Raw genomic sequence first — 21,559 nt, 5'->3', positions numbered from 1 at the left:
TAAGGAAAACGTCACCGTGCCGTAACGCAGCGTGACGAGAATCCCCGCTCGCTGGACCCCAACCTGGAGAAACGAAGCCAATGAACAAGCTTGAAATGCTCGAAGACCTGCCGAGCAACACTTCCGACAACGAGCACTTCCAGGCCGTCGTCGAACGCGCCGTCAGCCGCCGCGGCTTCCTGAAGAGCGGCCTGGGGCTGTCGGCCGCCGTTTTCATGGCCGGCTCGCTGTCAGCCTGTAACGGCGGTGACGACGATGATGACGACGAAATCACCGAGACGCCTCGGGAGCCGGGCCCCCTGCTCGGCTTCCAGGCAATTACGGTCTTCACCGGCGACGACGTGCGCATTGCCGCCGGCTATACCGCCACCGTGTTCGCGCCCTGGGGCACGCCGCTGTTCGCCGGCGACCCGGCATGGCAGAACGGCCTCGACGATGCCGCCGCCCAGGCCCGCCAGGTCGGCGACAACCACGACGGCATGCACTTCTTCCCGCTGACCGAAGGCAACAGCGACGAAGGCCTGCTGGTGATGAACCACGAATACGTCACCACCAGCGGCGCCGCGACCTACACCTGGCTGTTCGGCACCCAGGACACCACCATCACCACGCTCGACCAGGCCAACAAGGCGATCAACGCCCACGGCGTGTCGGTGATCCACATCGCCAAAAACGCCGCCGGCAAGTGGGAAATCAAGCTCGGCTCGCGCTACAACCGCCGCATCACCGCCGCCACGCCGATGAAACTCACCGGCCCGGCTGCCGGCAACGCGCTGCTGCAAACCAGCGCCGACCCCAGCGGCACCCTCGCGCTCGGCACTTTCAACAACTGCGGCAACGGCTGGACGCCGTGGGGCACCTACCTCGCCTGCGAGGAAAACTTCAACACCTACTTCGGCACCACCATCGCCGGCGACGGCCGCAGCGCCGCGCAGAGGCGCTACGGCCTGTCCTCCGGCGCCACCGCCTACGGCTGGGAGCTGTTCCACGACCGCTTCGACTACAAGAAGGAGCCGAACGAATGCAACCGCTTCGGCTGGATCGTGGAAATCGACCCCTTCGATGCCGAATCGACGCCGAAGAAGCGCACCGCGCTGGGCCGCATCAAGCACGAGAACGCCGCCCACCGAATCGCCGCGGACGGCACCGTGGTGGTCTATATGGGTGACGACCAGGCGGACGACTACATCTACAAGTTCGTCTCGGACGGCAAGTACGTGGCCGGCGACCACCGCAACAATGCCAACCTGCTCGATTCGGGCAAGCTCTATGTCGCCAAATTCAAGGCCGGTGCGGTCAGCGGCGACTTCATGGGCGACGGCGAATGGGTGCTGCTCGACCGCAATGCCACGCCGGAACTGACCGGTTTCGCCAGCCAGGCCGAAGTGCTGATCCACGCCCGCCTCGCCGGCGACGCGGTCGGCGCGACCAAGATGGACCGCCCCGAATGGGTCGCGGTGCATCCGGACAGCGGCGAAGTCTATGTCACACTGACGAACAACTCCGGCCGCAGCACCACCGACGAAGCCAACCCGCGCGCGCAGAACCGCTACGGCCAGATCGTGCGCTGGCGCGAAGCCGGCAACGATCCGAAGGCGACCAGCTTCGAATGGAACATCTTCGTGCTCGCCGGCAACCCGGTGAAATACACCGACCGCAGCGAGCTGAAGTCCGGCTCGGCCAACGTCACCGCCGACAACACCTTCAACAGCCCCGACGGCCTCGGCTTCGGCCCGGGCGGCCGGCTGTGGATCGAGACCGACGGCAACTACAGCAACAGCGGCGAATACGCAGGCCAGGGCAACAACCAGATGCTGTGCGCCGATCCGGTCAGCAAGGAAATCCGCCGCTTCTTCGTCGGCCCGAAGGAATGCGAGGTGACCGGCCAGACCTTCACCCCGGACGGCAAGACGATGTTCATCAACATCCAGCATCCGGGCGAGGACGGCGACAGCCACTGGCCGGCGGGCGGCAGCTCGATACCGCGCTCGGCGACCATCATCATCACCAAGGATGACGGCGGCGTGATCGGCAGCTGAGGCTGCACCGCGCGAATCTGGCGGCTGGCCGGTAGCCAACGGATTCGCGCTCTGCAAAGAAAACGCCCGTATCGCAAGATCCGGGCGTTTCCGTATGCGACCCAGCTTGCTGCTGCGCCCCTCCCTACTCGACCCGGTGCGCCTCGGCCAGATAGTCGCGCGTGCGCATCTCGATCAGGCGGCTGACGGTGCGGACGAACTCGTGCGCGTTCTGGCCTTCGGTATACAGTTCGTAGGCCGGCGCCTCTGCGCTGACGATGAGCTTGACGCGATGGTCGTAGAGCACGTCGATCAGCCAGGTCAGGCGCCTGGCCTCGGACGCCTCGCCAGGCGACATCTTCGGCACCCGGGACAGCAGCAGCGTGTGGTGTTCGCGCGCGATTTCGAGGTAGTCGTTCTGCGAGCGCGCGCCGCGGCACAGGGTGTCGAAGTCGAACCAGATCACGCCCGGCGCCTTGCGCACCACCTTGAGCTTGCGCTCGAGGATCTCGACTTCGCCGGTCTCGCCCTGACCGCCGGCAAGGCGGACGAAATCCTCTTCGAGCTTGCGCTCGGCGGAGGCATCGTGCGGCACCAGGAAGATTTCCAGCGCTTCCAGCGTGCGCAGGCGGTAGTCGGTGCCGTCATCGACTTCGAGGACGTCGAAGTTCTTCTTGATGAACTCGATCGTCGGCAGGAAATTGACCCGCATCAGGCCGTTCGGATACAGGCCGTCGGGCGGGTAGTTGGTGGTCATCACGAAGATGACGCCGCGGGTGAACAGCGCTTCGAGCAGACGGCCGAGGATCATCGCATCGGCAATGTCCGAGACGTGGAATTCGTCGAAGCACAGCAGGCGGGTTTGCGCGGCGATGCGGTCGGCGACCTTCTGCAGCGGGTCGGGCTCGTTATTGAAGCGCTTGAGGTCGTTCTGCACTTCCTGCATGAAGGCGTGGAAATGCACGCGGCGCTTGCGCTGGTAGGGCACGCAGTCGAAGAAGCAGTCCATCAGGAAGCTCTTGCCGCGCCCCACGCCACCCCAGAAATACACGCTGCGCGGCAACTTCGGCCGCGCGAACAGCTTGCGCAGCGTACCGCTGCGGGCGGCCTTGAAGCCCACCAGTTCGGTGTAGAGCTGCTGCAGGCGCTGCACCGCGCCGCGCTGGGCGGGATCGGACTTGAAGCCGCGCGCCTTGAGCTGGGCCTCGTAGGCGTCGATCATCCCGCGCTCGGGGACGTTGAGGGTGCGATGGGGCATGGGTGAAACCGGGAGAGCTTGACGGGAAAAGGGGTGAGTGCGAGGCAGCCCCCGCGTCTCACCCCTCGTGGTGCTACGCCGCGATCAGAAGTGCAGCGGGCGCTTGTCGCAGGCCAGCGCTGCTTCGTGCACCACTTCCGACAGCGTCGGGTGGGCATGGCAGATGCGCGCCAGGTCTTCGCTGCAGCCGGCGAACTCCATCGCCACCACGGCTTCGGAGATCAGCTCCGAGGCGTTGGCGCCGATGATGTGCACACCGAGGATGCGGTCGGTGTTGGCGTCGGCCAGCATCTTGACGAAGCCGGTCGGGTCGCCCATGCCGAGCGCACGGCCGTTGGCGAGGAAGGGGATCTTGCCGACCTTGTAGGCGACGCCCGCGGCCTTGAGCTGCTGCTCGGTCTTGCCGACCCAGGCGATCTCGGGGCTGGTGTAGATGACCCACGGCACGGTGTCGAAATTGCAGTGGCCGGCCTGGCCCGCCATCAGTTCGGCGACCATCACCGCCTCTTCCATCGCCTTGTGCGCCAGCATCGGGCCGCGCACCACGTCGCCCACCGCCCACACGCCGGGCAGGTTGGTGCGGCAGTGGTCGTCGACTTCGATCATGCCGCGCTCGGTGATCTTGAGGCCGACGGCTTCCGGGTTCAGGCCGGCGGTGTTCGGCACGCGGCCGACCGACACGATCAGGCGGTCGGCTTCGAGCTTCTGGTCGGCGCCGTCCTTGTCCTTGTAGTTGATCGTGACGCCCTTCTTGCCGACCTTGACCTCGCCGATCTGCACACCGAGCTTGATCTTGAGGCCTTGCTTGGTGAAGACCTTCAGTGCTTCCTTGGCGACGTCCTGGTCGGCAGCGGCAAGGAAGTCGGGCATGGCTTCGAGCACGGTGACGTCCGCACCGACGCGGCGCCACACCGAACCCATTTCCAGGCCGATCACGCCGGCGCCGATCACGGCGAGCTTCTTCGGCACGGCATCGATGTCGAGCGCGCCGACGTTGTCGCAGACGATCTTGTTGTCGACCGGGATGCCCGGCAGGTGGCGCGGCGCCGAACCAGTGGCGACGATGACCTGCTTGGCGACGATCAGCTCCTCGCCGACCTTGACGTGCCAGCCGGCGTCGCCCCTGCCGGCGAAAGCGCCGTGGCCGTTCAGCAGCGTGACCTTGTTCTTCTTGAACAGGCCCTTGATGCCGCCGGTGAGCTGGTTGACGATGCCGCTCTTGCGCGCGATCATCTTCTCGACGTCGATCTTGGGCGTGCCGACGCTGATGCCCTGGCTCTCGAAGCCGTGGCCGGCTTCCTCGAACAGGTGCGAGGTGTGCAGCAGCGCCTTGGACGGAATGCAGCCGACGTTCAGGCAGGTGCCGCCCAGGCGGGGTTCGCCCTTGGGGTCGGCATAGGGGTTGGATTCGCAGCACGCGGTCTTGAAGCCGAGCTGGGCCGCGCGGATGGCCGCGACATAACCGCCGGGGCCGCCGCCGATGACGAGGACGTCGAATTCTTGGGACATTCATCTCTCCTGCAGAAAAACGGGGCGCTGCCCCGCCGCGCGGGTGAAGACCCTGCGGCGGAACGCGCCCCGGTTCGGATGGTTTAGACGTCGAGGATCAGGCGGGCCGGATCTTCCAGCGCTTCCTTCATCGTCACCAGACCCAGCACGGCTTCGCGGCCGTCGATGATGCGGTGGTCGTAGGACATCGCCAGATAGTTGATCGGGCGGATCACGACCTGGCCGTTCTCGGCCACCGGACGATCCTTGGTGGCGTGGATGCCGAGGATCGCCGATTGCGGCGGGTTGATGATCGGGGTCGACATCATCGAGCCGAACACGCCGCCGTTGGAGATCGAGAAGGTGCCGCCGGAGAGGTCGTCGAGCGACAGCTTGCCGTCCTTGGCCTTCTGGCCGAACTCGGCGATCTTGAGTTCGATGTCGGCGATCGACATCGATTCGGCGTTGCGCAGGATCGGCACCACCAGGCCGCGCGGCGAACCGACCGCGATGCCGATGTCGATGTAGCCGTGGTAGACGATGTCATTGCCGTCGACCGAGGCGTTCAGGATCGGGTACTTCTTCAGCGCGGCCACGGCAGCCTTGACGAAGAAGCCCATGAAGCCCAGGCGCACGCCGTGCGCCTTCTCGAACTTGTCGCCGTACTGCTTGCGCAGTGCCATCACCGGCGCCATGTTCACTTCATTGAACGTGGTCAGAATGGCGTTTTCGTTCTTCGACTGGATCAGGCGCTCGGCGATGCGGGCGCGCAGGCGGGTCATCGGCACGCGCTCTTCCGGACGGTCGCCGACGGCGGCGATCACCGCGGGCGCAGGCGCAGCGGCAGCGGCCTTCGGCTGGGCAGCGACGGCGTCGCCCTTGGTGACGCGGCCGCCACGGCCGCTACCGGCGACGTCGGCAGCGGCGATGCCCTTCTCGTCGAGGATCTTGCGTGCGGCCGGGCTCGCGGCACCGGCGGCCGACGAGCCTGCAGCGGCAGCAGGCGGCGCGGTCACGGCCGGCACCGGCTCGGCGGCAGGCGCGGCACCGGCGGCAGCCTTGGCCTCGGTGTCGATGCGGGCGATCAGTTCGCCCGAGGTCACGGTGTTGCCGTTGTTCTTGATGATCTCGACCAGCACGCCGTCGGCCGGCGCCGGCGTTTCGAGCACGACCTTGTCGGTCTCGATGTCGATCAGGTTCTCGTCGCGCGAGACGGCATCACCTGCCTTCTTGTGCCAGGACACGAGGGTGGCTTCGGAAACGGATTCGGAAAGCTGCGGTACTTTCACTTCGATCAGCATGGAGTTATCTCCCTATTCGTTCTATCGGTTCTGGGACATCAGTTCGGCGACTGCGGCGTGGTGTCGCGGATCGGGCCGAAGGCGTGCTCGATGACGGCCTTCTGCTGCTCGTTGTGCTTGGCGTAGTAGCCCACCGCCGGCGAAGCCGAAGCCGGACGGCTGACGAGCAGCAGCTTGCGCTTGCCGAGCACATTGACCAGATGCTGACGCGAAGCGAGCCAGTACCAGGCCCCCTGGTTGCGCGGCTCTTCCTGGCACCAGACCACTTCCTTGGCGTTCGGGAACTGCTCGATCGCCTTGGCGAAGGCTTCCGCCGGGAAGGGATACAGCTGTTCGACACGCACCAGCGCGGTATCGGTGATGTTGTTGTCGCGGCGGTGTGCCAGCAGTTCGTAGTAGATCTTGCCCTGGCACAGCACCACGCGCTTGACCTTCTTCGGGTCGAGGTTCTCGACTTCCGGGATCACCGTCTGGAAGTGGCCGTTGGCCAGTTCGTCCATCGACGAGATCGCTTCCTTGTGGCGCAGCAGCGACTTCGGCGTGATGATGATCAGCGGCTTGCGCAGGCGGCGCACCATCTGGCGGCGCAGCAGGTGGAAGACCTGGGCCGGCGTCGTCGGCACCGCAATCTGCCAGTTGTTCTCGGCCGCGAGGCTGATGAAGCGCTCGGGACGGGCCGACGAGTGCTCCGGGCCCTGCCCTTCGTAGCCGTGCGGCAGCATCATCACCAGACCCGACAGGCGGCCCCACTTGGCTTCGCCCGAGCTGATGAACTGGTCGATGACGACCTGGGCACCGTTCACGAAGTCGCCGAACTGGGCTTCCCAGACGACGAGCTCGTTCGGTTCGGTGGTCGAGTAGCCGTATTCGAAGGCCAGCAGCGCCTCTTCGGACAGCACGGAGTCGTAGCACTGAAAGCGGGCCTGGCCGTCCTGGATGTAATCCAGCGGCTTGTAGGTGCCCTCGTCCCAGCGCTCGCGCTTCTGGTCGTGCAGCGCCGCATGGCGGTGGAAGAAGGTGCCGCGGTTGACGTCCTCACCGGAGATGCGCACGCCATAACCCTGCGCGAGCAGGCTGGCGTAGGCCAGGTTCTCGCCCATGCCCCAGTCGAGCGGCAATTCGCCACGCGCCATCGCCGCACGGTCGTCGATGATCTTCTTGACCCGCGAATGCAGCGCGAAGCCTTCGGGCACGGTGCTCAGGCGTTCGCCGAGACGCTTGATCTCCTGTACCGGAATGGCGGTCTCGGAGGCGTCGGTATAGGGCTGCTTCAGGAAGGGCGTCCAGTCCACCGAGAACTGGCGGTTGTGGCCCGACAGCACCGGGTTGTACAGCAGCTCGCCGCGGTCCAGGTGCTCGCGGTACTCGGCGATCATCTTCTCCGGTTCGTCGGCGCCAATGCTGCCTTCGGCCACCAGGCGGTCGGCGTAGAGCTTGCGGGTGCCCGGGTGCTTCTGGATGTTGCGGTACATCAGCGGCTGGGTGACCATCGGCTCGTCCTGCTCGTTGTGGCCGAGCTTGCGGAAGCAGACGATATCGACGACCACGTCCTTCTTGAATTCCTGGCGGAATTCGACCGCCAGCGCGGTGACGAAGGCCACTGCTTCCGGATCGTCGCCATTGACGTGGAAGATCGGCGCTTCGACCATCTTGAAGATGTCGGTGCAGTACAGCGAAGAGCGGTAGTCGCGCGGATCTGAAGTGGTGAAGCCGATCTGGTTGTTGACGACGATGTGCATCGTCCCGCCCGTGCCGTAGCCGCGGGTCTGCGAGAAGTTCAGCATTTCCTGGTTGACGCCCTGGCCGGCAACGGCGGCGTCGCCGTGGATCAGCACCGGCAGGACCTGGCCCTTCTCGGCGTCGCCGCGGCGAATCTGGCGCGCATAGACCGAGCCTGCCACCACCGGGTTGATGATTTCCAGGTGGGACGGGTTGAAGGCCAGCGTCAGGTGCATCGGGCCGCCCGGCGTCATGACGTCACTGGAGAAGCCCATGTGGTACTTGACGTCACCCGCGGTGAGGTCGGCAGCGGCCTTGCCCTCGAACTCCGAGAACAGCATCGACGGCGACTTGCCCAGGGTGTTGACCAGCACGTTGAGGCGGCCACGGTGGGCCATGCCGATCACGGTTTCGGCCACGCCCAGGCTGCCGCCCACACGCACGATCTCGTCCATCGCGACGATGGCGCTCTCGCCGCCTTCAAGCGAGAAGCGCTTCTGGCCGACGTAGCGGGTATGCAGGTAGCGTTCGAGCGTTTCGGCAGCCGTGGTCCGTTCGAGGATGCGCTTCTTGATCTCGACGGAGAACTTGGGCGTGCCGCGCACGCTCTCCAGACGGCTCTGGATCCAGCGCTTCTGCGTGATGTCGGAGATGTACATGTACTCCGAGCCGATCGAGCTGCAGTAGGTCTGGCGCAGGGCTTCGAGGATCTCGCGCAGGCTGGCGCGCTCGGTCGAGAAGCCGTGGAAGGAGCCGACGTTGAAGGTCTTCGACAGGTCGGCTTCCGTGAAGCCGTAGTAGGACGGCTCGAGTTCGGCGATCTGCGGCCGCTCGGTGCGCTTGAGCGGATCGAGGTTGGCCCAGCGATTGCCCAGGAAGCGGTAGGCGTTGATCAGTTGCAGCACCGAGACCTGCTGCTTGTCCTCGCCGTCACCGGCGACGACGGTGCGGACCGGGCCGCGCTTGGCCATCTGCTCGAAGGCCGCGATCACCGGGCCGTGCGCGACGTCGCGCGCCACGGCGCCAGGCTGGCTCTGCAGCTGGTCGAAATAATTGCGCCATTCATCCGAAACCGAACTCGGATCGGCAAGGTAGTTCTCGTACTGTTCTTCGATGAACGGCGCGTTCGAGCCGAACAAGTGCGAGGTCTGTTCGAGTTGCTTCATCATGTGAAAGCCACCTGTATTTTCTGTACTGTTGCGCTGCTTGCAGGTCAAGCGGTAGTCGGAGAAACGCAGGCCGGATGGAAAAACGGGATGAACGCGCGCGCACGTTCACCCCGCTGTTCGTCAGGTTCGGCGATGTCTCCCTCCCCTCTCCATCGTCTCTTACGGACGCTGTGCGATCGCCGGTACGTCGCGCCGAGCTGCGCCGGTGTAGAGCTGGCGCGGGCGGCCGATCTTGTATTCCGGATCGGTGATCATCTCTTCCCACTGGGTGATCCAGCCCACCGTCCGCGCCAGGGCGAAGATGCAGGTGAACATGGTGGTCGGGATGCCAAGCGCCTTCTGCACGATGCCCGAGTAGAAATCCACGTTCGGATAGAGCTTCTTCTCGACGAAGTACTCGTCTTCCAGCGCGATCCTCTCGAGCTCCTTGGCGAGCTTGAACAGACGGTCGTTCTCCAGGCCCAGCTCGGCCAGCACGTCGGCGCAGACCTTGCCCATCAGCTTGGCGCGCGGGTCGAAGTTCTTGTAGACGCGGTGGCCGAAGCCCATCAGCTTGAAGCTGTCGTTCTTGTCCTTGGCACGCTTGATGTACTCGCCGACGCGCGAGACGTCGCCGATTTCTTCCAGCATGTTCAGGCAGGCCTCGTTGGCGCCGCCGTGAGCCGGGCCCCACAGGCAGGCGATACCGGCCGAGACGCAGGCGAAGGGGTTGGCGCCCGAGGAGCCGGCCAGACGCACGGTCGAGGTCGAGGCGTTCTGCTCGTGATCGGCGTGCAGCGTGAAGATGACGTCGAGCGCACGCACCAGCACCGGGTTCGGCTCGTACTTCTCGCACGGCGTACCGAACATCATGTGCATGAAGTTGGCGGTGTAGTCGAGGTCGTTGCGCGGGTACATGAACGGCTGGCCGCTGTTGTACTTGTAGGCCATCGCAACGATGGTGGGCAGCTTGGCGATCAGGCGGTTGATCGAGATGTTGCGGTGTGCCGCGTCGGAAAAGTCCATCGCGTCATGGTAGAAGGCCGACAGCGCGCCGACCACGCCGACCATGACCGCCATCGGGTGTGCATCGCGGCGGAAGCCCGAGTAGAACTTGGTCATCTGGTCGTGCAGCATCGTGTGATTCTTGATGATGCTTTCGAAGTCGGTCTTCTGCTGTGCGTTGGGCAGCTCGCCGTTCTTCAGCAGATAAGCGACTTCGAGGAAGTTGCAGTTGTCGGCCAGTTGCTCGATCGGATAGCCGCGATACAGCAGTTCACCCTTGTCGCCATCGATGAAGGTGATGTTCGACTTGCAACTCGCAGTCAACAGGAAACCAGAATCGTAGGTGAACAAACCCGTCTTGGCGCCCAGGGTGCGGATGTCGATGACATCGTTGCCATGGGTGCCGGTCATCACCGGGAATTCGACGGTCTTGCCATCGACGGTCAGCGTTGCAGTGCGTTCAGTGCTCATAGATTGTCCCTTCTACTAGCCGGTTTAACTGCTTGTCGTATCGTGATCATACCTGCTGCTTCAGGGCTGACGCAGCAGGCCGATCATCTCCTTCCAGCGGTCCTTCTCACATGCCTTGCTGCCATTGACCATGGCCCAGAGGTCATGGTCTTCACAACGCAGCAGGTCGTCCAGATCCGCTATCTGATCGTCGCTGAGACGATCGAAATGCCGCTCCAGGAAGCGCTCGAACACAAGATCCAGCTCGAGCAAGGCCCGACGACACTGCCAGCGGACACGCCCCCTGTTCATGCTCATGTGCCGACCTCGTCCTCAGACCGCGCGACGGACCATCATATCCTTGATCTTGCCGATCGCGCGGGTCGGATTCAGACCCTTCGGACAGACGTTGACACAGTTCATGATGGAGTGGCAGCGGAACAGACGGTACGGGTCCTCGAGGTTGTCGAGACGCGCATTGGTGTCCTGGTCACGGGTGTCGGCCAGGAAGCGATAGGCCGCAAGCAGGCCGGCCGGACCGACGAACTTGTCCGGGTTCCACCAGAACGACGGGCAGGAGGTCGAGCAGCACGCGCACAGGATGCACTCGTACAGGCCGTTGAGCTCCTCGCGGTCGTCCGGCGACTGCAGGCGCTCGCGCTCGGGCGGCGGGTCGTTGTCGATCAGGTAGGGCTTGATCGAGTGGTACTGCTTGAAGAACTGCGTCATGTCGACGATCAGGTCGCGGATGACCGGCAGGCCGGGCAGCGGGCGCAGCGTGATCGGCTGCTGCAGGCTGTCGACATCGGTCAGGCAGGCCAGGCCGTTCTTGCCGTTGATGTTCATCGCATCCGAACCGCATACGCCCTCGCGGCAGGAGCGGCGGAACGACAGGGTGTCGTCCTTGGTCTTGAGGCGGACGATGGCGTCGAGCAGCTTCTTGTCGGAAGCCTCCAGCTCGACCGAGATGTCCTGCATGTAGGGCTTCTCGTCCTTGTCCGGATCGTAGCGATAGATCTTGAAATGAACGGTACGCTTGCTCATGTTGTCTGTTCTCCCGCGCTCAGTAGGTGCGCTTGGCGAGCGCGATGGGTTCCACGTCGTCGGACAGCGGCTTCAGGTTCACCGGCTTGTAGTCGAGGCGGTTGCCGTCGCGGTACCACAGCGTGTGCTTGAGCCAGTTCTTGTCGTCGCGGCCGTTGGGGTTCTCTGCGGTGTCCGGTGCGTCGTCGCGGACGTGGGCGCCGCGCGATTCCTTGCGCGCCTCGGCCGAGATCATGGTCGCCTTGGCGACTTCGATCAGGTTGTCCAGTTCCAGCGCCTCGGTACGGGCGGTGTTCCACACCTTCGACTTGTCGCCGATCTCGGTGTGCAGCGACTGCTCGGCCACTTCGAGGATGCGGGTGACGCCTTCGGTCAGCAGATCGTTGAAGCGGAACACGCCGGCGTGCTTCTGCATCGTGCGCTGCATGGCGAGGCGCACTTCATGCACGTCGGTGCCGTTCTTCTGGTTCTCGAGACGGGCGATGCGCGCCAGCGACATGTCGGCGGCGTCGGCCGGCAGCGGCTTCAGCGTCAGGTTGCCGGCCTTGAAGTCCTCGACCACGGTCTCGCCAGCCGACTTGCCGAACACCAGCAGGTCGAGCAGCGAGTTGGTGCCCAGGCGGTTGGCGCCGTGCACCGAGGCGCAGGCGCATTCGCCAGCGGCGTAGAAGCCCGGCACCGGCACGTTCGGGTTGCCGTCCTTCGGCACCACGACCTGGCCCTTGTAGTTGGTCGGAATGCCGCCCATCTGGTAGTGGCAGGTCGGCACGACCGGAATCGGCGCCTTGATCGGGTCCACGCCGGCGAACTGGATCGAGATCTCGCGAATGCCGGGCAGGCGCTTCATGATGGTCTCGGGCGACAGGTGGGTGATGTCGAGCAGCACGTGATCCTTGTCCGGACCGCAGCCGCGGCCTTCGTTGATCTCGGTCACCATCGAGCGCGAGACGACGTCGCGCGAGGCCAGATCCTTCAGGTTGGGCGCATAGCGTTCCATGAAGCGCTCGCCGGAGTCGTTGCGCAGGATGCCGCCTTCGCCGCGCACGCCTTCGGTGATCAGCACGCCCGCACCGGCCACGCCGGTCGGGTGGAACTGCCAGAACTCCATGTCTTCCAGCGGGATGCCGGCGCGCGCGGCCATGCCCACGCCGTCGCCGGTGTTGATGAAGGCGTTGGTGGAGCTGTAGAAGATGCGGCCTGCGCCGCCGGTGGCGAAAATCGTCGCCTTGGCGTGGAAGATGGAGACCTCGCCGGTTTCCATCTCGATCGCGGTGACGCCGAGCACGTCGCCTTCGCTGTTGCGGATCAGGTCGAGCGCGTTCCACTCGACGAAGAACTGGGTGTTGGCACGCACGTTGCGCTGGTACAGCGCGTGCAGCATGGCGTGGCCGGTACGGTCGGCGGCTGCACAGGAACGCATCACCGGCGACTGGCCGTAGTTCATCGAGTGGCCACCGAACGGGCGCTGGTAGATCTTGCCGTTGTCGGTACGGTCGAAGGGCATGCCGTAGTGTTCGAGTTCGATGACGACCTCGTTGGCCTTCTTCACCATGAACTCGATGGCGTCCTGGTCGCCCAGCCAGTCCGACCCCTTCACGGTGTCGTACATGTGCCAGTGCCAGTTGTCCTCGGTGGTGTTGCCCAGCGAGGCGGCCACGCCGCCCTGCGCCGCAACCGTGTGCGAGCGCGTCGGGAAGACCTTGGTCAGCACGGCCGTCTTCAGGCCGGCTTCGGACAATTGCAGGGCGGCGCGCAGGCCTGCACCACCCGCGCCGACGATGACTGCATCAAAGGTACGCTTGGCGACGTTCACGCTTACAGCCTCCAAAGGATCTGAGCCGCCCAGCCGGCATAGCCGATGAGCAGGAAAAGGGTGACGAGGTGCAGCGCGAGGCGCAGGCCCGTCGGTTTCACGTAGTCCATCCAGATGTCGCGCACGCCGATCCAGGCGTGGTAGAACAGCGACAGGAAGAACAGGAAGCTCAGGAAGCGGAACAGGCCGCCGGCATACAGACCGCTCCAGGCCTCGTAGCTGAACTCGGGCAGAGTCAGCGTACAGACCGCGAAGATGATCGTGTAGATGGCCATGAAGACCGCAGTGGCACGCTGCGCAATCCAGTCCTTCAGGCCGTAGTGCGCACCGACAGGTTGACGCTTCACCATAGTTTCACCCCGATGATCACGGTGAGCGCGATGCTCACGATCAGAACGATGCGCGACGAATTGCGCGCGGCCTGGAGATCCGTTCCCTTGTGCATGTCGAGCAGCAGGAAGCGGATGCCGGCACAGAAGTGGTGCATGTAGGCCCACAGCAGACCCAGCAGCAGCAGCTTGACCAGCGGATGCCCGACCACCGCGCTGAAGGTCTCGAAGGTCTCGGGCGAGCCGAGGCTGCGATCCAGCAGGAACAGCAGGAAAGGCAGCAGCAGGAAAAGGCCCGCGCCGCTGACCCGGTGAAGGATCGAGACGATACCCGGCAGCGGCAGCCGGATCTGATTCACGGCCAAGTGCTTCGGCCGCTGTTTGCGTACAGTCACTTCTGACATGAAGACTCCCCTCTTGCATGCACGACGAAAAAATCCGTCGTCGACTTCGAAAATACGTACACCGTTATACGTAATTCGTAATTATAGCGCCCTCGCCCGGCACGTCATTACGTCAATTCAACTCGTTCAGATAAAAGTGCTCCGCCGTCGAATACAGTCCGCGCCGCCATTCGACCGGCTTGTCGCCGTAGGTATAGGTAACCCGCTCGACCGACAGCAAGGGCGTGCCTTCCGCCACCTTCAGCGCCTCGCTGGCATTGCGGTCGGCAGCAACGGCGCGGATGCGCTCCTGTGCCCGGATCATGCGCAGGCCGAAACGCGTTTCGAACAGGCTGTACAGGGAGCCGTTCCAGCTTTGCAGGACTTCCGACGTCAGGCCCTGGAAAATCTCTCCGGGCAGGTAGATCTCGTCGATCACCACCGGCTTGGTCGAGAACTTCAGCAGGCGGCGGACGATGATGATCGGCGCACCGGGCTCGATGCCCAGCATGCGCGAGGCCTCCTGGCCGGCCTTGGCACGCCAGCAATCCAGCGGCACACTCTGCGGCTGCGACAGGTCGCCATCCATCGGCACCAGGCGCAGGAATCGGAACAGCGCCCTCGGATCATTGTGCGAGGCAACGTAGGTGCCTTTCCCCTGCTTGCGAACGAGCAGGTTCTCCGCAGCCATTTCATCGATCGCCTTGCGAACGGTGCCTTGGGACACGCTGAAGCGCGCCGCCAGTTCCTGCTCGCTAGGAATCGCCTGGCCTGGCCGCCACTCGCCGGACTCGAGAGCCTGAAGAATCAGGGTCTTGATCTGGCGATAGAGAGGGCTGAAAGTTGGGGCTTCCCGGGACATGCGCGCATTTGATCACAAAAAAAAAGACTCGTCCATAGCTTGTCTTATATCTTATATAAGACATAAGACAAGATTTGACAGCCCTTGGATTTCTTCTTAGTATCTCCGCGCCCTTGATGCATGCGGCACGAATGTCCGGCATGATGTGCCAGAATTCACCGCTCCGTGCAACCGAGGCACGAATTCTCGATACCACCATCACCGACCGTCTTCTTTTATAGAGGGAGTATTCACATGAGCAAAGCCCCCATGCGCGTTGCAGTCACCGGCGCTGCCGGCCAGATCGGCTACAGCCTGCTGTTCCGCATCGCCAGCGGTGAAATGCTGGGCAAGGACCAGCCCGTGATCCTGCAACTGCTCGACCTGCCCCAGGCCCAGAAGGCTGTGAAGGGTGTGATGATGGAGCTGGAAGACTGCGCCTTCCCGCTGCTGGCCGGCATGGTCGCCACCGATGACCCCAACGTCGCCTTCAAGGATGCCGACGTCTGCCTGCTGGTCGGTGCCCGTCCGCGCGGCCCCGGCATGGAACGTGCCGACCTGCTGACCGCCAACGGCGCGATCTTCACCGTGCAGGGCAAGGCCATCGCCGAGAACGCCAAGGAAGACGTGCGCGTGCTGGTCGTCGGCAACCCGTGCAACACCAACGCCTACATCGCCCGTTCGGCCGCGATCAAGGTCGGCCGCACCAACCCGAACAACTACCACGGCATGCTGCGCCTGGACCACAACCGTGCGCTGTCGCAACTGGCTGCCAAGTCGGGCCGTCCGGTGTCGTCGCTGAAGAAGATGGTCGTGTGGGGCAACCACTCGCCGTCGATGTACGCCGACTACCGCTTCTGCGAATCCAACGGCGACAGCGTCAAGGCGTTGATCAACGACCACGCCTGGAACAACGACGTCTTCCTGCCCACCGTCGGCAAGCGCGGCGCTGCCATCATCGAAGCCCGCGGCCTGTCCTCGGCCGCTTCGGCCGCCAACGCCGCCATCGACCACGTGCGCGACTGGGTGCTGGGTTCGGACGACTGGGTCACCATGGGCGTGCCGTCCGACGGTTCCTACGGCATCCCCGAAGGCGTCGTGTTCGGCTTCCCCTGCGAAGCCAAGAACGGCCAGTTCAAGATCATCCAGGGCCTGGAAATCGACGAGTACTCGCAAGGCAAGATCAACGCCACGCTGAAGGAACTCGAAGAAGAGCGTGCCGCCGTTGCCGACATGCTGAAGTAAGACCGCAACGCGGCCTGCGGGCCGCGTCTGCAGCGGGCCACGGGGTAGAATCCGTGGCCCTTTTTGTTTTACCTGCCGTTTTCATTTTCCAGCCGCACCGCCTTCGAGGAGAACCCGCATGCGCCTGCACCCTGCCGATGTCCTGTTCGCCGGTGAAAAGCCCTTCCCCGCCCTGCCCGCGGTCGACCACTATGCCGGCGCCGAGAAGCTGATGCTCAAGGCGCTCAAGCTGCAGCAGGAGCTCGGCCCGGTGTTCGACATCACCTGCGACTGCGAGGACGGCGCCCGCGCCGGCGCCGAGGCCGAACATGCGCAGATGGTGGTGGCCGTGGTGAACGGCGCCGAAAACCACTTCGGCCGCGTCGGCGCGCGCATCCACGACATCACCCACCCGCACTGGCAGCAGGATCTCGACATCCTGGTGCGCGGCGCCGGCCAGCGGCTGGCCTTCATCACCCTGCCCAAGGTGCGCTCGGCCGCAGATGCCGCCGCCCAGATCGGGGAACTGCGCCGCATCGAGGCCGATTGCGGCAGCACACGCGCATTGCCGGTGCATGTGCTGGTCGAGACCCACGGCGCGCTGCGCGAAGCCTGGGAGATCGCCGCGCTCGACGGCGTCGAATCGCTCGATTTCGGCCTGATGGATTTCGTCTCCGGCCATCACGGCGCCATTCCCGGCAGCGCGATGAAGAGCCCTGGCCAGTTCGAACACCCGCTGGTCACCCGCGCCAAGACCGAAATCTCCGCCGCCGCGCTCGCCAACGGCGTCGTGCCTTCGCACAACGTCACCACCGAGCTGCAGGACGTCGCCGTCATCCGCCACGACGCCGAACGTGCGCGCCGCGAGTTCGGCTACCTGCGCATGTGGAGCATCCATCCCAACCAGATCCTGCCGATCGTCGCCGCGATGCAGCCGGATTTCTCCGAAGTCGAGGAAGCCGCCCAGATCCTGATCGCGGCCCAGGACGCCGACTGGGGCCCGATCCAGCACGGCGGCCGGCTGCACGACCGCGCCTCCTACCGCTATTACTGGGAACTGCTGCAGCGCGCGCGCAATACCGGCATGGAGCTGCCCGCCGATGCGCGGCATCGTTTCTTCGCGGCCTGAAGCCACTGCAACACGAGCATTTCGATCATCTCCATGCAGTCGATGAACAAGGAGCCGGACTTCACCGGCTCCACGCATCTCGAGGCCGGCACACCCTCCTACCGCCGTGCCAACCTGGCGATGTTCGTCGGCGGCTTCGCCACTTTCGCGCTGGTGTATAGCACCCAGTCGCTATTGCCACTGCTCTCCGCCGAATTCGGTGTCAGCGCCGCCAGCGCCAGCCTGACCGTGTCGACCACCACTGCCGGACTCGCGCTGATGCTGATCCCGGGCAGTGTGCTGGCCGACCGCTTCGGCCGGCAGCGGATCATGAAATGGGCGCTGATGATCGCCGCCGTATTGGCGCTGGCAACTGCCTTTGCGCCCGATTTCCGCTCGCTGCTGGTGCTGCGCGCGCTGCTCGGCGCGGTGATCGCCGGGCTGCCGGCGGCGGCGATGGCCTACATCGGCGAGGAAGTCGCCGCCAACGCCCAGGCCCGCGCGATGGGGCTCTACATCGCCGGCAATGCGCTGGGCGGCATGAGCGGACGCTTCGTCTCCGCGCTGCTGGCCGATCTCGGCTCCTGGCGCACGGCACTCGCCGTGATCGGTGCCTTCGGCCTGCTGTCGGCGCTGGTGTTCTGGCGCCGCCTGGCCGACTCGCGCCACTTCCAGCCGCGCTCCGCCAGACCGGCGCGCATCCTGCGCGACACGCTCGCAATCTATCGCGACCCCGGCCTGCCCTGGCTGTTCCTGATCGCCTTCCTCGCCATGGGCGCCTTCGTCGGCCTGTACAACTTCCTCGGCTTCCGTCTGCAGGAACCGCCCTACCTGCTCGGCCAGACCGCGATCGGCACGGTATTCCTGCTCTACCTCGTCGGCACCTCGGCTTCGGCCCTGAGCGGACGCCTGGCCGAGCGCCACGGCCGGCAGAAAGCGACGTGGCGCATGGTCGCGGTGATGGGCGCCGGACTGGCACTGACGCTCGCTCAGCCGCTGTGGCTGATCGTGAGCGGCGTGGGGGTGTTCACCTTCGGCTTCTTCGCCACCCACGCGCTCGCCAGCGGCTGGGTCGGACGGCGCGCGGGCGAACGGCGCGCGCTGGCCTCGGCGCTATACCTGTCGAGCTACTACCTCGGCGCCAGCGTCATCGGCAGCCTCGCCGGCACCGCATGGACGGCCGGACACTGGCCCGGCCTCGCCGCGCTGCTTGGGACCTGCGTGCTGGGCACCGGCGCGCTCGCGCTCTGGCTGCGCCGCCTGCCTACTTGAGATTGCCCGACAGGAACTGGCGCAGGCGCTCGCTCTTCGGCTGGCCGAAGAGCTGCGCAGGCGGCCCGCTTTCTTCCGCCAGGCCCTGGTGCAGGAACATCACCTGGCTGGAAACTTCGCGCGCAAACCCCATTTCGTGGGTGACCACGACCATGGTGCGGCCCTCTTCGGCCAGGCCACGCATGACTTTCAGCACCTCGCCGACCAGCTCCGGGTCGAGCGCCGAAGTCGGCTCGTCGAACAGCAGCACCGCCGGCTCCATCGCCAGCGCCCGCGCGATCGCCACGCGCTGCTGCTGGCCGCCCGACAGGTGGGCCGGATAGCTGTCCTTGAAACGGCTGATGCCGACCTTGTCGAGATAGGCCATCGCCCGCTCGAGCGCCTCTTTCTTCGGCACGCCGAGCACATGCACCGGCGCTTCGATGACGTTCTCCAGCACGGTCATGTGCGCCCACAGGTTGAAGTGCTGGAACACCATCGCCAGCCGGGTGCGCAGACGCTGCAGTTGCTTAGCGTCCGCCACCTTCAGATGCCCGTCCCTGCCCGGCACTAGGCGGATCTCCTCGCCGGCGACGCTGATGCGCCCCGCATCGGGCTGCTCGAGGAAGTTGATGCAGCGCAGGAAGGTACTCTTGCCCGAACCGGACGAACCGATGATGGTGATCACGTCGCCAGCCTCGGCCGACAGCGACACGCCCTTCAGCACCTCATGATCGCCGTAGCGCTTGTGCAGGTCTTCGACGGTTAGCTGGGTCATGAAAAAACGGATCCTTGAAACGGGCTCAGGCGCCCTTGCCCAGCGGCTTGCGCGGCTGCAGGTGGGCAAGCCAGCGCCGCTCGGCGATGCGGAACAGGCCGACGAGGGCGAAGGTGATGGCGAGGTAGATCAGGCCGGCGAAGATGAAGGCCTCGAAGGGCGCGAAGAACTGCGAATAGGCATTGCGCGCGGCGCCGGTCAGATCCACCAGGGTCACGGTGGAGGCGATCGCCGTGCCGTGCAGCATGAAGATGATCTCGTTGCTGTAGGCCGGCAACGCACGCCGCAGCGCCCCGGGCAGCTGGATGCGGCGCAGCATCGTGAACCGGCTCATGCCGCAGGCGCGCGCGGCCTCGATCTCGCCATGCGGCATCGCCCGCAGCGCACCGGCGATGATCTCGGTGGTGTAGGCGCCGGTGTTGAGGGCGAACGTGACCAGCGCACAGCCGTAGGGATCGCGGAACACCAGCCAGAATCCGCTGCCCGCATCCCACTGCGCCTGGATCCACTCGAACTGGCCGAGGCCGTAGTACATCAGCAGCAGTTGCACCAGCATCGGCGTGCCGCGGAAGAAATAGCTGTAGGCCCACACCGGCCCCGACAGCCAGCGATTGGAGGACACCCGCAGCACGGCGAGCGGAATCGCCAGCAGCAGGCCGGCAACCAGTGACAGCACGGTGAGCTGCAGCGTCAGCCACAGGCCGGACATGTACGATGGCCAGCTCTCGGCGAACAGGCTCCACTCGATCATACCTGCGCCCTCCGCACACCCACCGAATAGCGCCGCTCCAGCCAGCGGAAGACCAGACCGGACACTGCCGTCATGAGCAGGTAGAACACGCACACGACGGCATAGAACAGGAAAGGCTCGCGCGTGCTGCGGCCGGCCTGGTCGGCCAGCCAGGTGATGTCCGACAGGCCGATGATCGACACCAGCGCGGTGCTCTTCTGCATCACCTGCCAGTTGTTGCCCAGGCCCGGCAGCGCATGGCGCAGCATCTGCGGGAACAGGATGCGGCTGAAGACCTGCCAGCGGCCCATGCCGTAGGCGCGCCCGGCCTCGAGCTGGCCGGCCGGCACCGCCATGAAGGCGCCGCGGAAGGTCTCGGTAAAATAGGCGCCGAAGATGAAGCCCAGCGTCAGCACACCGGCGACGAAGGGATTCACGTCGACATAGTCCATGCCGAGCGCGTCGGTCACCAGATTGATGCCCATCTGTCCGCCGTAGAAAACCAGCAGCATCATCACCAGATCGGGAATACCGCGCACGATGGTGGTGTAGGCGGTCGCCGGCAGGCGCAGCAGGCGGCTGGGCGACAGCCGCGACGAGGCCCCGAGCAGGCCGAGGACGAGCGCGAGCAGCAACGAGAACACCGCCACGCGCAGCGTCACCCAGGCACCATCGAGAAGGGAAGGAAGATAACCGTGAAGCATTGGAAAGGCCGTGCGTTCAAGCCCGGCAGGGATGAGCGCAGCGCTCAGGAACAGGCCGACAGCCACCACGACGGCAGGCACGGCGCCGCCGCCACGAGAGACGAACGGGCGCGCAGCTCATGCTGCGCGTCCGCGCACCGCATTCACTCACCGTAGATGTCGTAGTCGAAGTACTTCTTGCGGATCTCGTCGTACTTGCCGTTGGCCCGGATCGCCGCCAGCGCCGCGTTGAGCTTGTGCTTGAGCTCGGCATCCTGCTTGCGGATCGCGATGCCGACGCCCTCGCCGATCACGCCTTTCTCCTCGGCGCTACGGCCGTGGTAGAGACCGCCGACGAAGGTGTACTCGGCCCCCGCGGGCTGCTTCAGGAAACCTCCATCGGCCACCAGCGCATCCGCCCACGCCGCGTCGATGCGGCCGGAGGTGAGGTCGAGATAGGCCTCTTCCTGGCGCGCGTAACGCACCACGTTCACGCCCTTCTCAGCCCAGAAGCGCGTGGCGAAGGCATCGGCCACGGTGCCGCGCTGCACGCCGATGCGCTTGCCCTTCAGCAGATCCAGCTCGGGCAGCAGGCTGCTGCCCTTCTTCGCCACCAGCGCGAGCGGCGTGGCGTAGTACTTGTCGGTGAAATCGACGCGTTTCTTGCGCTCCTCGGTGATCGACATCGAGGCCGAGATAGCGTCGAACTTGCGGCTCAGCAGGGCCGGGATCATGCCGTCCCACTCCTGCTTCACCCAGGTACACTTCACCTTCATCTCTTCGCACAAGGCATTGGAGATGTCCACGTCGAGGCCTTGCACGGCACCGCTGGTGTCCACGGTGTTGAACGGGGGATAGGCGCCTTCGGTGGCGAAACGGATGCTGTCCCAATCCTTGGCCATCGCGCCCTGCATGGACAGGGCCAGAGCGGCGAACACCAGCGTGCGTCGGATCATCACAAGTCCTCGGAATCTGATAAATGTTGCAA

General features: G+C 65.0%; 19 protein-coding genes. 4 read left to right on the top strand and 15 right to left on the bottom strand.

Going from position 1 to position 21,559, the window contains the following annotated elements; all coding sequences use genetic code 11:
• Nucleotides 1-80: 80 nt before the first annotated feature.
• Nucleotides 81-2,039 (top strand): PhoX family protein, encoded by a 1,959-nt coding sequence (locus QM748_RS03985; protein WP_415245755.1) that lies wholly within the window; start codon nucleotides 81-83, stop codon nucleotides 2,037-2,039.
• Nucleotides 2,040-2,163: 124 nt separating this feature from the next.
• Here QM748_RS03985 and zapE read toward each other — a convergent pair whose 3' ends face one another.
• The 11 genes from zapE to QM748_RS03930 form a co-directional block, all read right to left on the bottom strand.
• Nucleotides 2,164-3,276, bottom strand: coding sequence for a cell division protein ZapE (gene zapE, locus QM748_RS03980; protein WP_415245754.1), 1,113 nt, complete (start codon nucleotides 3,274-3,276; stop codon nucleotides 2,164-2,166).
• 84 nt (nucleotides 3,277-3,360) lie between these two features.
• Nucleotides 3,361-4,785 (bottom strand): dihydrolipoyl dehydrogenase, encoded by a 1,425-nt coding sequence (gene lpdA / locus QM748_RS03975; protein ID WP_415245753.1) that lies wholly within the window; start codon nucleotides 4,783-4,785, stop codon nucleotides 3,361-3,363.
• 83 nt (nucleotides 4,786-4,868) lie between these two features.
• A complete protein-coding gene (gene odhB, locus QM748_RS03970) occupies nucleotides 4,869-6,065 on the bottom strand; it encodes a 2-oxoglutarate dehydrogenase complex dihydrolipoyllysine-residue succinyltransferase (RefSeq protein ID WP_415245752.1) in 1,197 nt (398 codons plus the stop codon).
• Nucleotides 6,066-6,103: 38 nt separating this feature from the next.
• Nucleotides 6,104-8,953 carry a 2-oxoglutarate dehydrogenase E1 component gene (locus QM748_RS03965; protein ID WP_415245751.1) on the bottom strand — a complete coding sequence of 950 codons (2,850 nt, stop codon included), beginning with the start codon at nucleotides 8,951-8,953 and terminating at the stop codon, nucleotides 6,104-6,106.
• A 159-nt stretch (nucleotides 8,954-9,112) separates the two neighbouring features.
• Nucleotides 9,113-10,408: a citrate synthase gene (gene gltA, locus QM748_RS03960; RefSeq protein ID WP_415245750.1), complete on the bottom strand. Its 1,296-nt coding sequence runs from the start codon at nucleotides 10,406-10,408 to the stop codon at nucleotides 9,113-9,115.
• 60 nt (nucleotides 10,409-10,468) lie between these two features.
• Nucleotides 10,469-10,705, bottom strand: a complete 237-nt coding sequence (locus tag QM748_RS03955; RefSeq protein ID WP_415245749.1) for a succinate dehydrogenase assembly factor 2 — start codon at nucleotides 10,703-10,705, stop codon at nucleotides 10,469-10,471.
• Between the two features lie 15 nt (nucleotides 10,706-10,720).
• Nucleotides 10,721-11,431, bottom strand: a complete 711-nt coding sequence (locus QM748_RS03950; protein WP_415245748.1) for a succinate dehydrogenase iron-sulfur subunit — start codon at nucleotides 11,429-11,431, stop codon at nucleotides 10,721-10,723.
• Nucleotides 11,432-11,450: 19 nt separating this feature from the next.
• Nucleotides 11,451-13,244, bottom strand: coding sequence for a succinate dehydrogenase flavoprotein subunit (sdhA, locus tag QM748_RS03945; protein WP_415245747.1), 1,794 nt, complete (start codon nucleotides 13,242-13,244; stop codon nucleotides 11,451-11,453).
• A gap of 2 nt (nucleotides 13,245-13,246) precedes the next feature.
• Nucleotides 13,247-13,594 carry a succinate dehydrogenase, hydrophobic membrane anchor protein gene (gene sdhD, locus QM748_RS03940; protein ID WP_415245746.1) on the bottom strand — a complete coding sequence of 116 codons (348 nt, stop codon included), beginning with the start codon at nucleotides 13,592-13,594 and terminating at the stop codon, nucleotides 13,247-13,249.
• Nucleotides 13,588-13,977, bottom strand: a complete 390-nt coding sequence (sdhC, locus tag QM748_RS03935; RefSeq protein WP_415245745.1) for a succinate dehydrogenase, cytochrome b556 subunit — start codon at nucleotides 13,975-13,977, stop codon at nucleotides 13,588-13,590. The genes sdhD and sdhC overlap by 7 nt, the downstream gene beginning before the upstream one ends.
• A 112-nt stretch (nucleotides 13,978-14,089) precedes the next feature.
• Nucleotides 14,090-14,818: a GntR family transcriptional regulator gene (locus QM748_RS03930; protein WP_415245744.1), complete on the bottom strand. Its 729-nt coding sequence runs from the start codon at nucleotides 14,816-14,818 to the stop codon at nucleotides 14,090-14,092.
• 234 nt (nucleotides 14,819-15,052) lie between these two features.
• Between QM748_RS03930 and QM748_RS03925 the strand changes: the two genes are divergently transcribed.
• From QM748_RS03925 to QM748_RS03915, 3 genes are all read left to right on the top strand, one after another.
• A complete protein-coding gene (locus QM748_RS03925) occupies nucleotides 15,053-16,042 on the top strand; it encodes a malate dehydrogenase (RefSeq protein WP_415245743.1) in 990 nt (329 codons plus the stop codon).
• Nucleotides 16,043-16,160: 118 nt separating this feature from the next.
• Nucleotides 16,161-17,150 (top strand): HpcH/HpaI aldolase/citrate lyase family protein, encoded by a 990-nt coding sequence (locus tag QM748_RS03920; protein WP_415245742.1) that lies wholly within the window; start codon nucleotides 16,161-16,163, stop codon nucleotides 17,148-17,150.
• A 120-nt stretch (nucleotides 17,151-17,270) separates the two neighbouring features.
• A complete protein-coding gene (locus tag QM748_RS03915; protein WP_415248015.1) occupies nucleotides 17,271-18,401 on the top strand; it encodes an MFS transporter in 1,131 nt (376 codons plus the stop codon).
• Here the strand turns inward: QM748_RS03915 and QM748_RS03910 are convergent.
• The 4 genes from QM748_RS03910 to QM748_RS03895 form a co-directional block, all read right to left on the bottom strand.
• Nucleotides 18,394-19,158 (bottom strand): ABC transporter ATP-binding protein, encoded by a 765-nt coding sequence (locus tag QM748_RS03910; protein ID WP_415245741.1) that lies wholly within the window; start codon nucleotides 19,156-19,158, stop codon nucleotides 18,394-18,396. The genes QM748_RS03915 and QM748_RS03910 overlap by 8 nt on opposite strands.
• 25 nt (nucleotides 19,159-19,183) lie before the next feature.
• The gene (locus QM748_RS03905; RefSeq protein ID WP_415245740.1) at nucleotides 19,184-19,909 is read right to left on the bottom strand and encodes an ABC transporter permease; all 726 of its coding nucleotides are present in this window, start codon (nucleotides 19,907-19,909) and stop codon (nucleotides 19,184-19,186) included.
• A complete protein-coding gene (locus QM748_RS03900; protein ID WP_415248014.1) occupies nucleotides 19,906-20,592 on the bottom strand; it encodes an ABC transporter permease in 687 nt (228 codons plus the stop codon). Before QM748_RS03900 ends, QM748_RS03905 begins: the two co-directional genes overlap by 4 nt.
• A gap of 143 nt (nucleotides 20,593-20,735) precedes the next feature.
• Nucleotides 20,736-21,527, bottom strand: a complete 792-nt coding sequence (locus tag QM748_RS03895; protein WP_415245738.1) for an ABC transporter substrate-binding protein — start codon at nucleotides 21,525-21,527, stop codon at nucleotides 20,736-20,738.
• Nucleotides 21,528-21,559: the final 32 nt, after the last annotated feature.

Origin of the sequence: Thauera sp., from assembly GCF_047601425.1 — a bacterium.
Classification (GTDB): domain Bacteria; phylum Pseudomonadota; class Gammaproteobacteria; order Burkholderiales; family Rhodocyclaceae; genus Thauera.
Note: the sequence above shows the minus strand (reverse complement) of the source record. Positions and strands in the feature narration are given on the sequence as shown.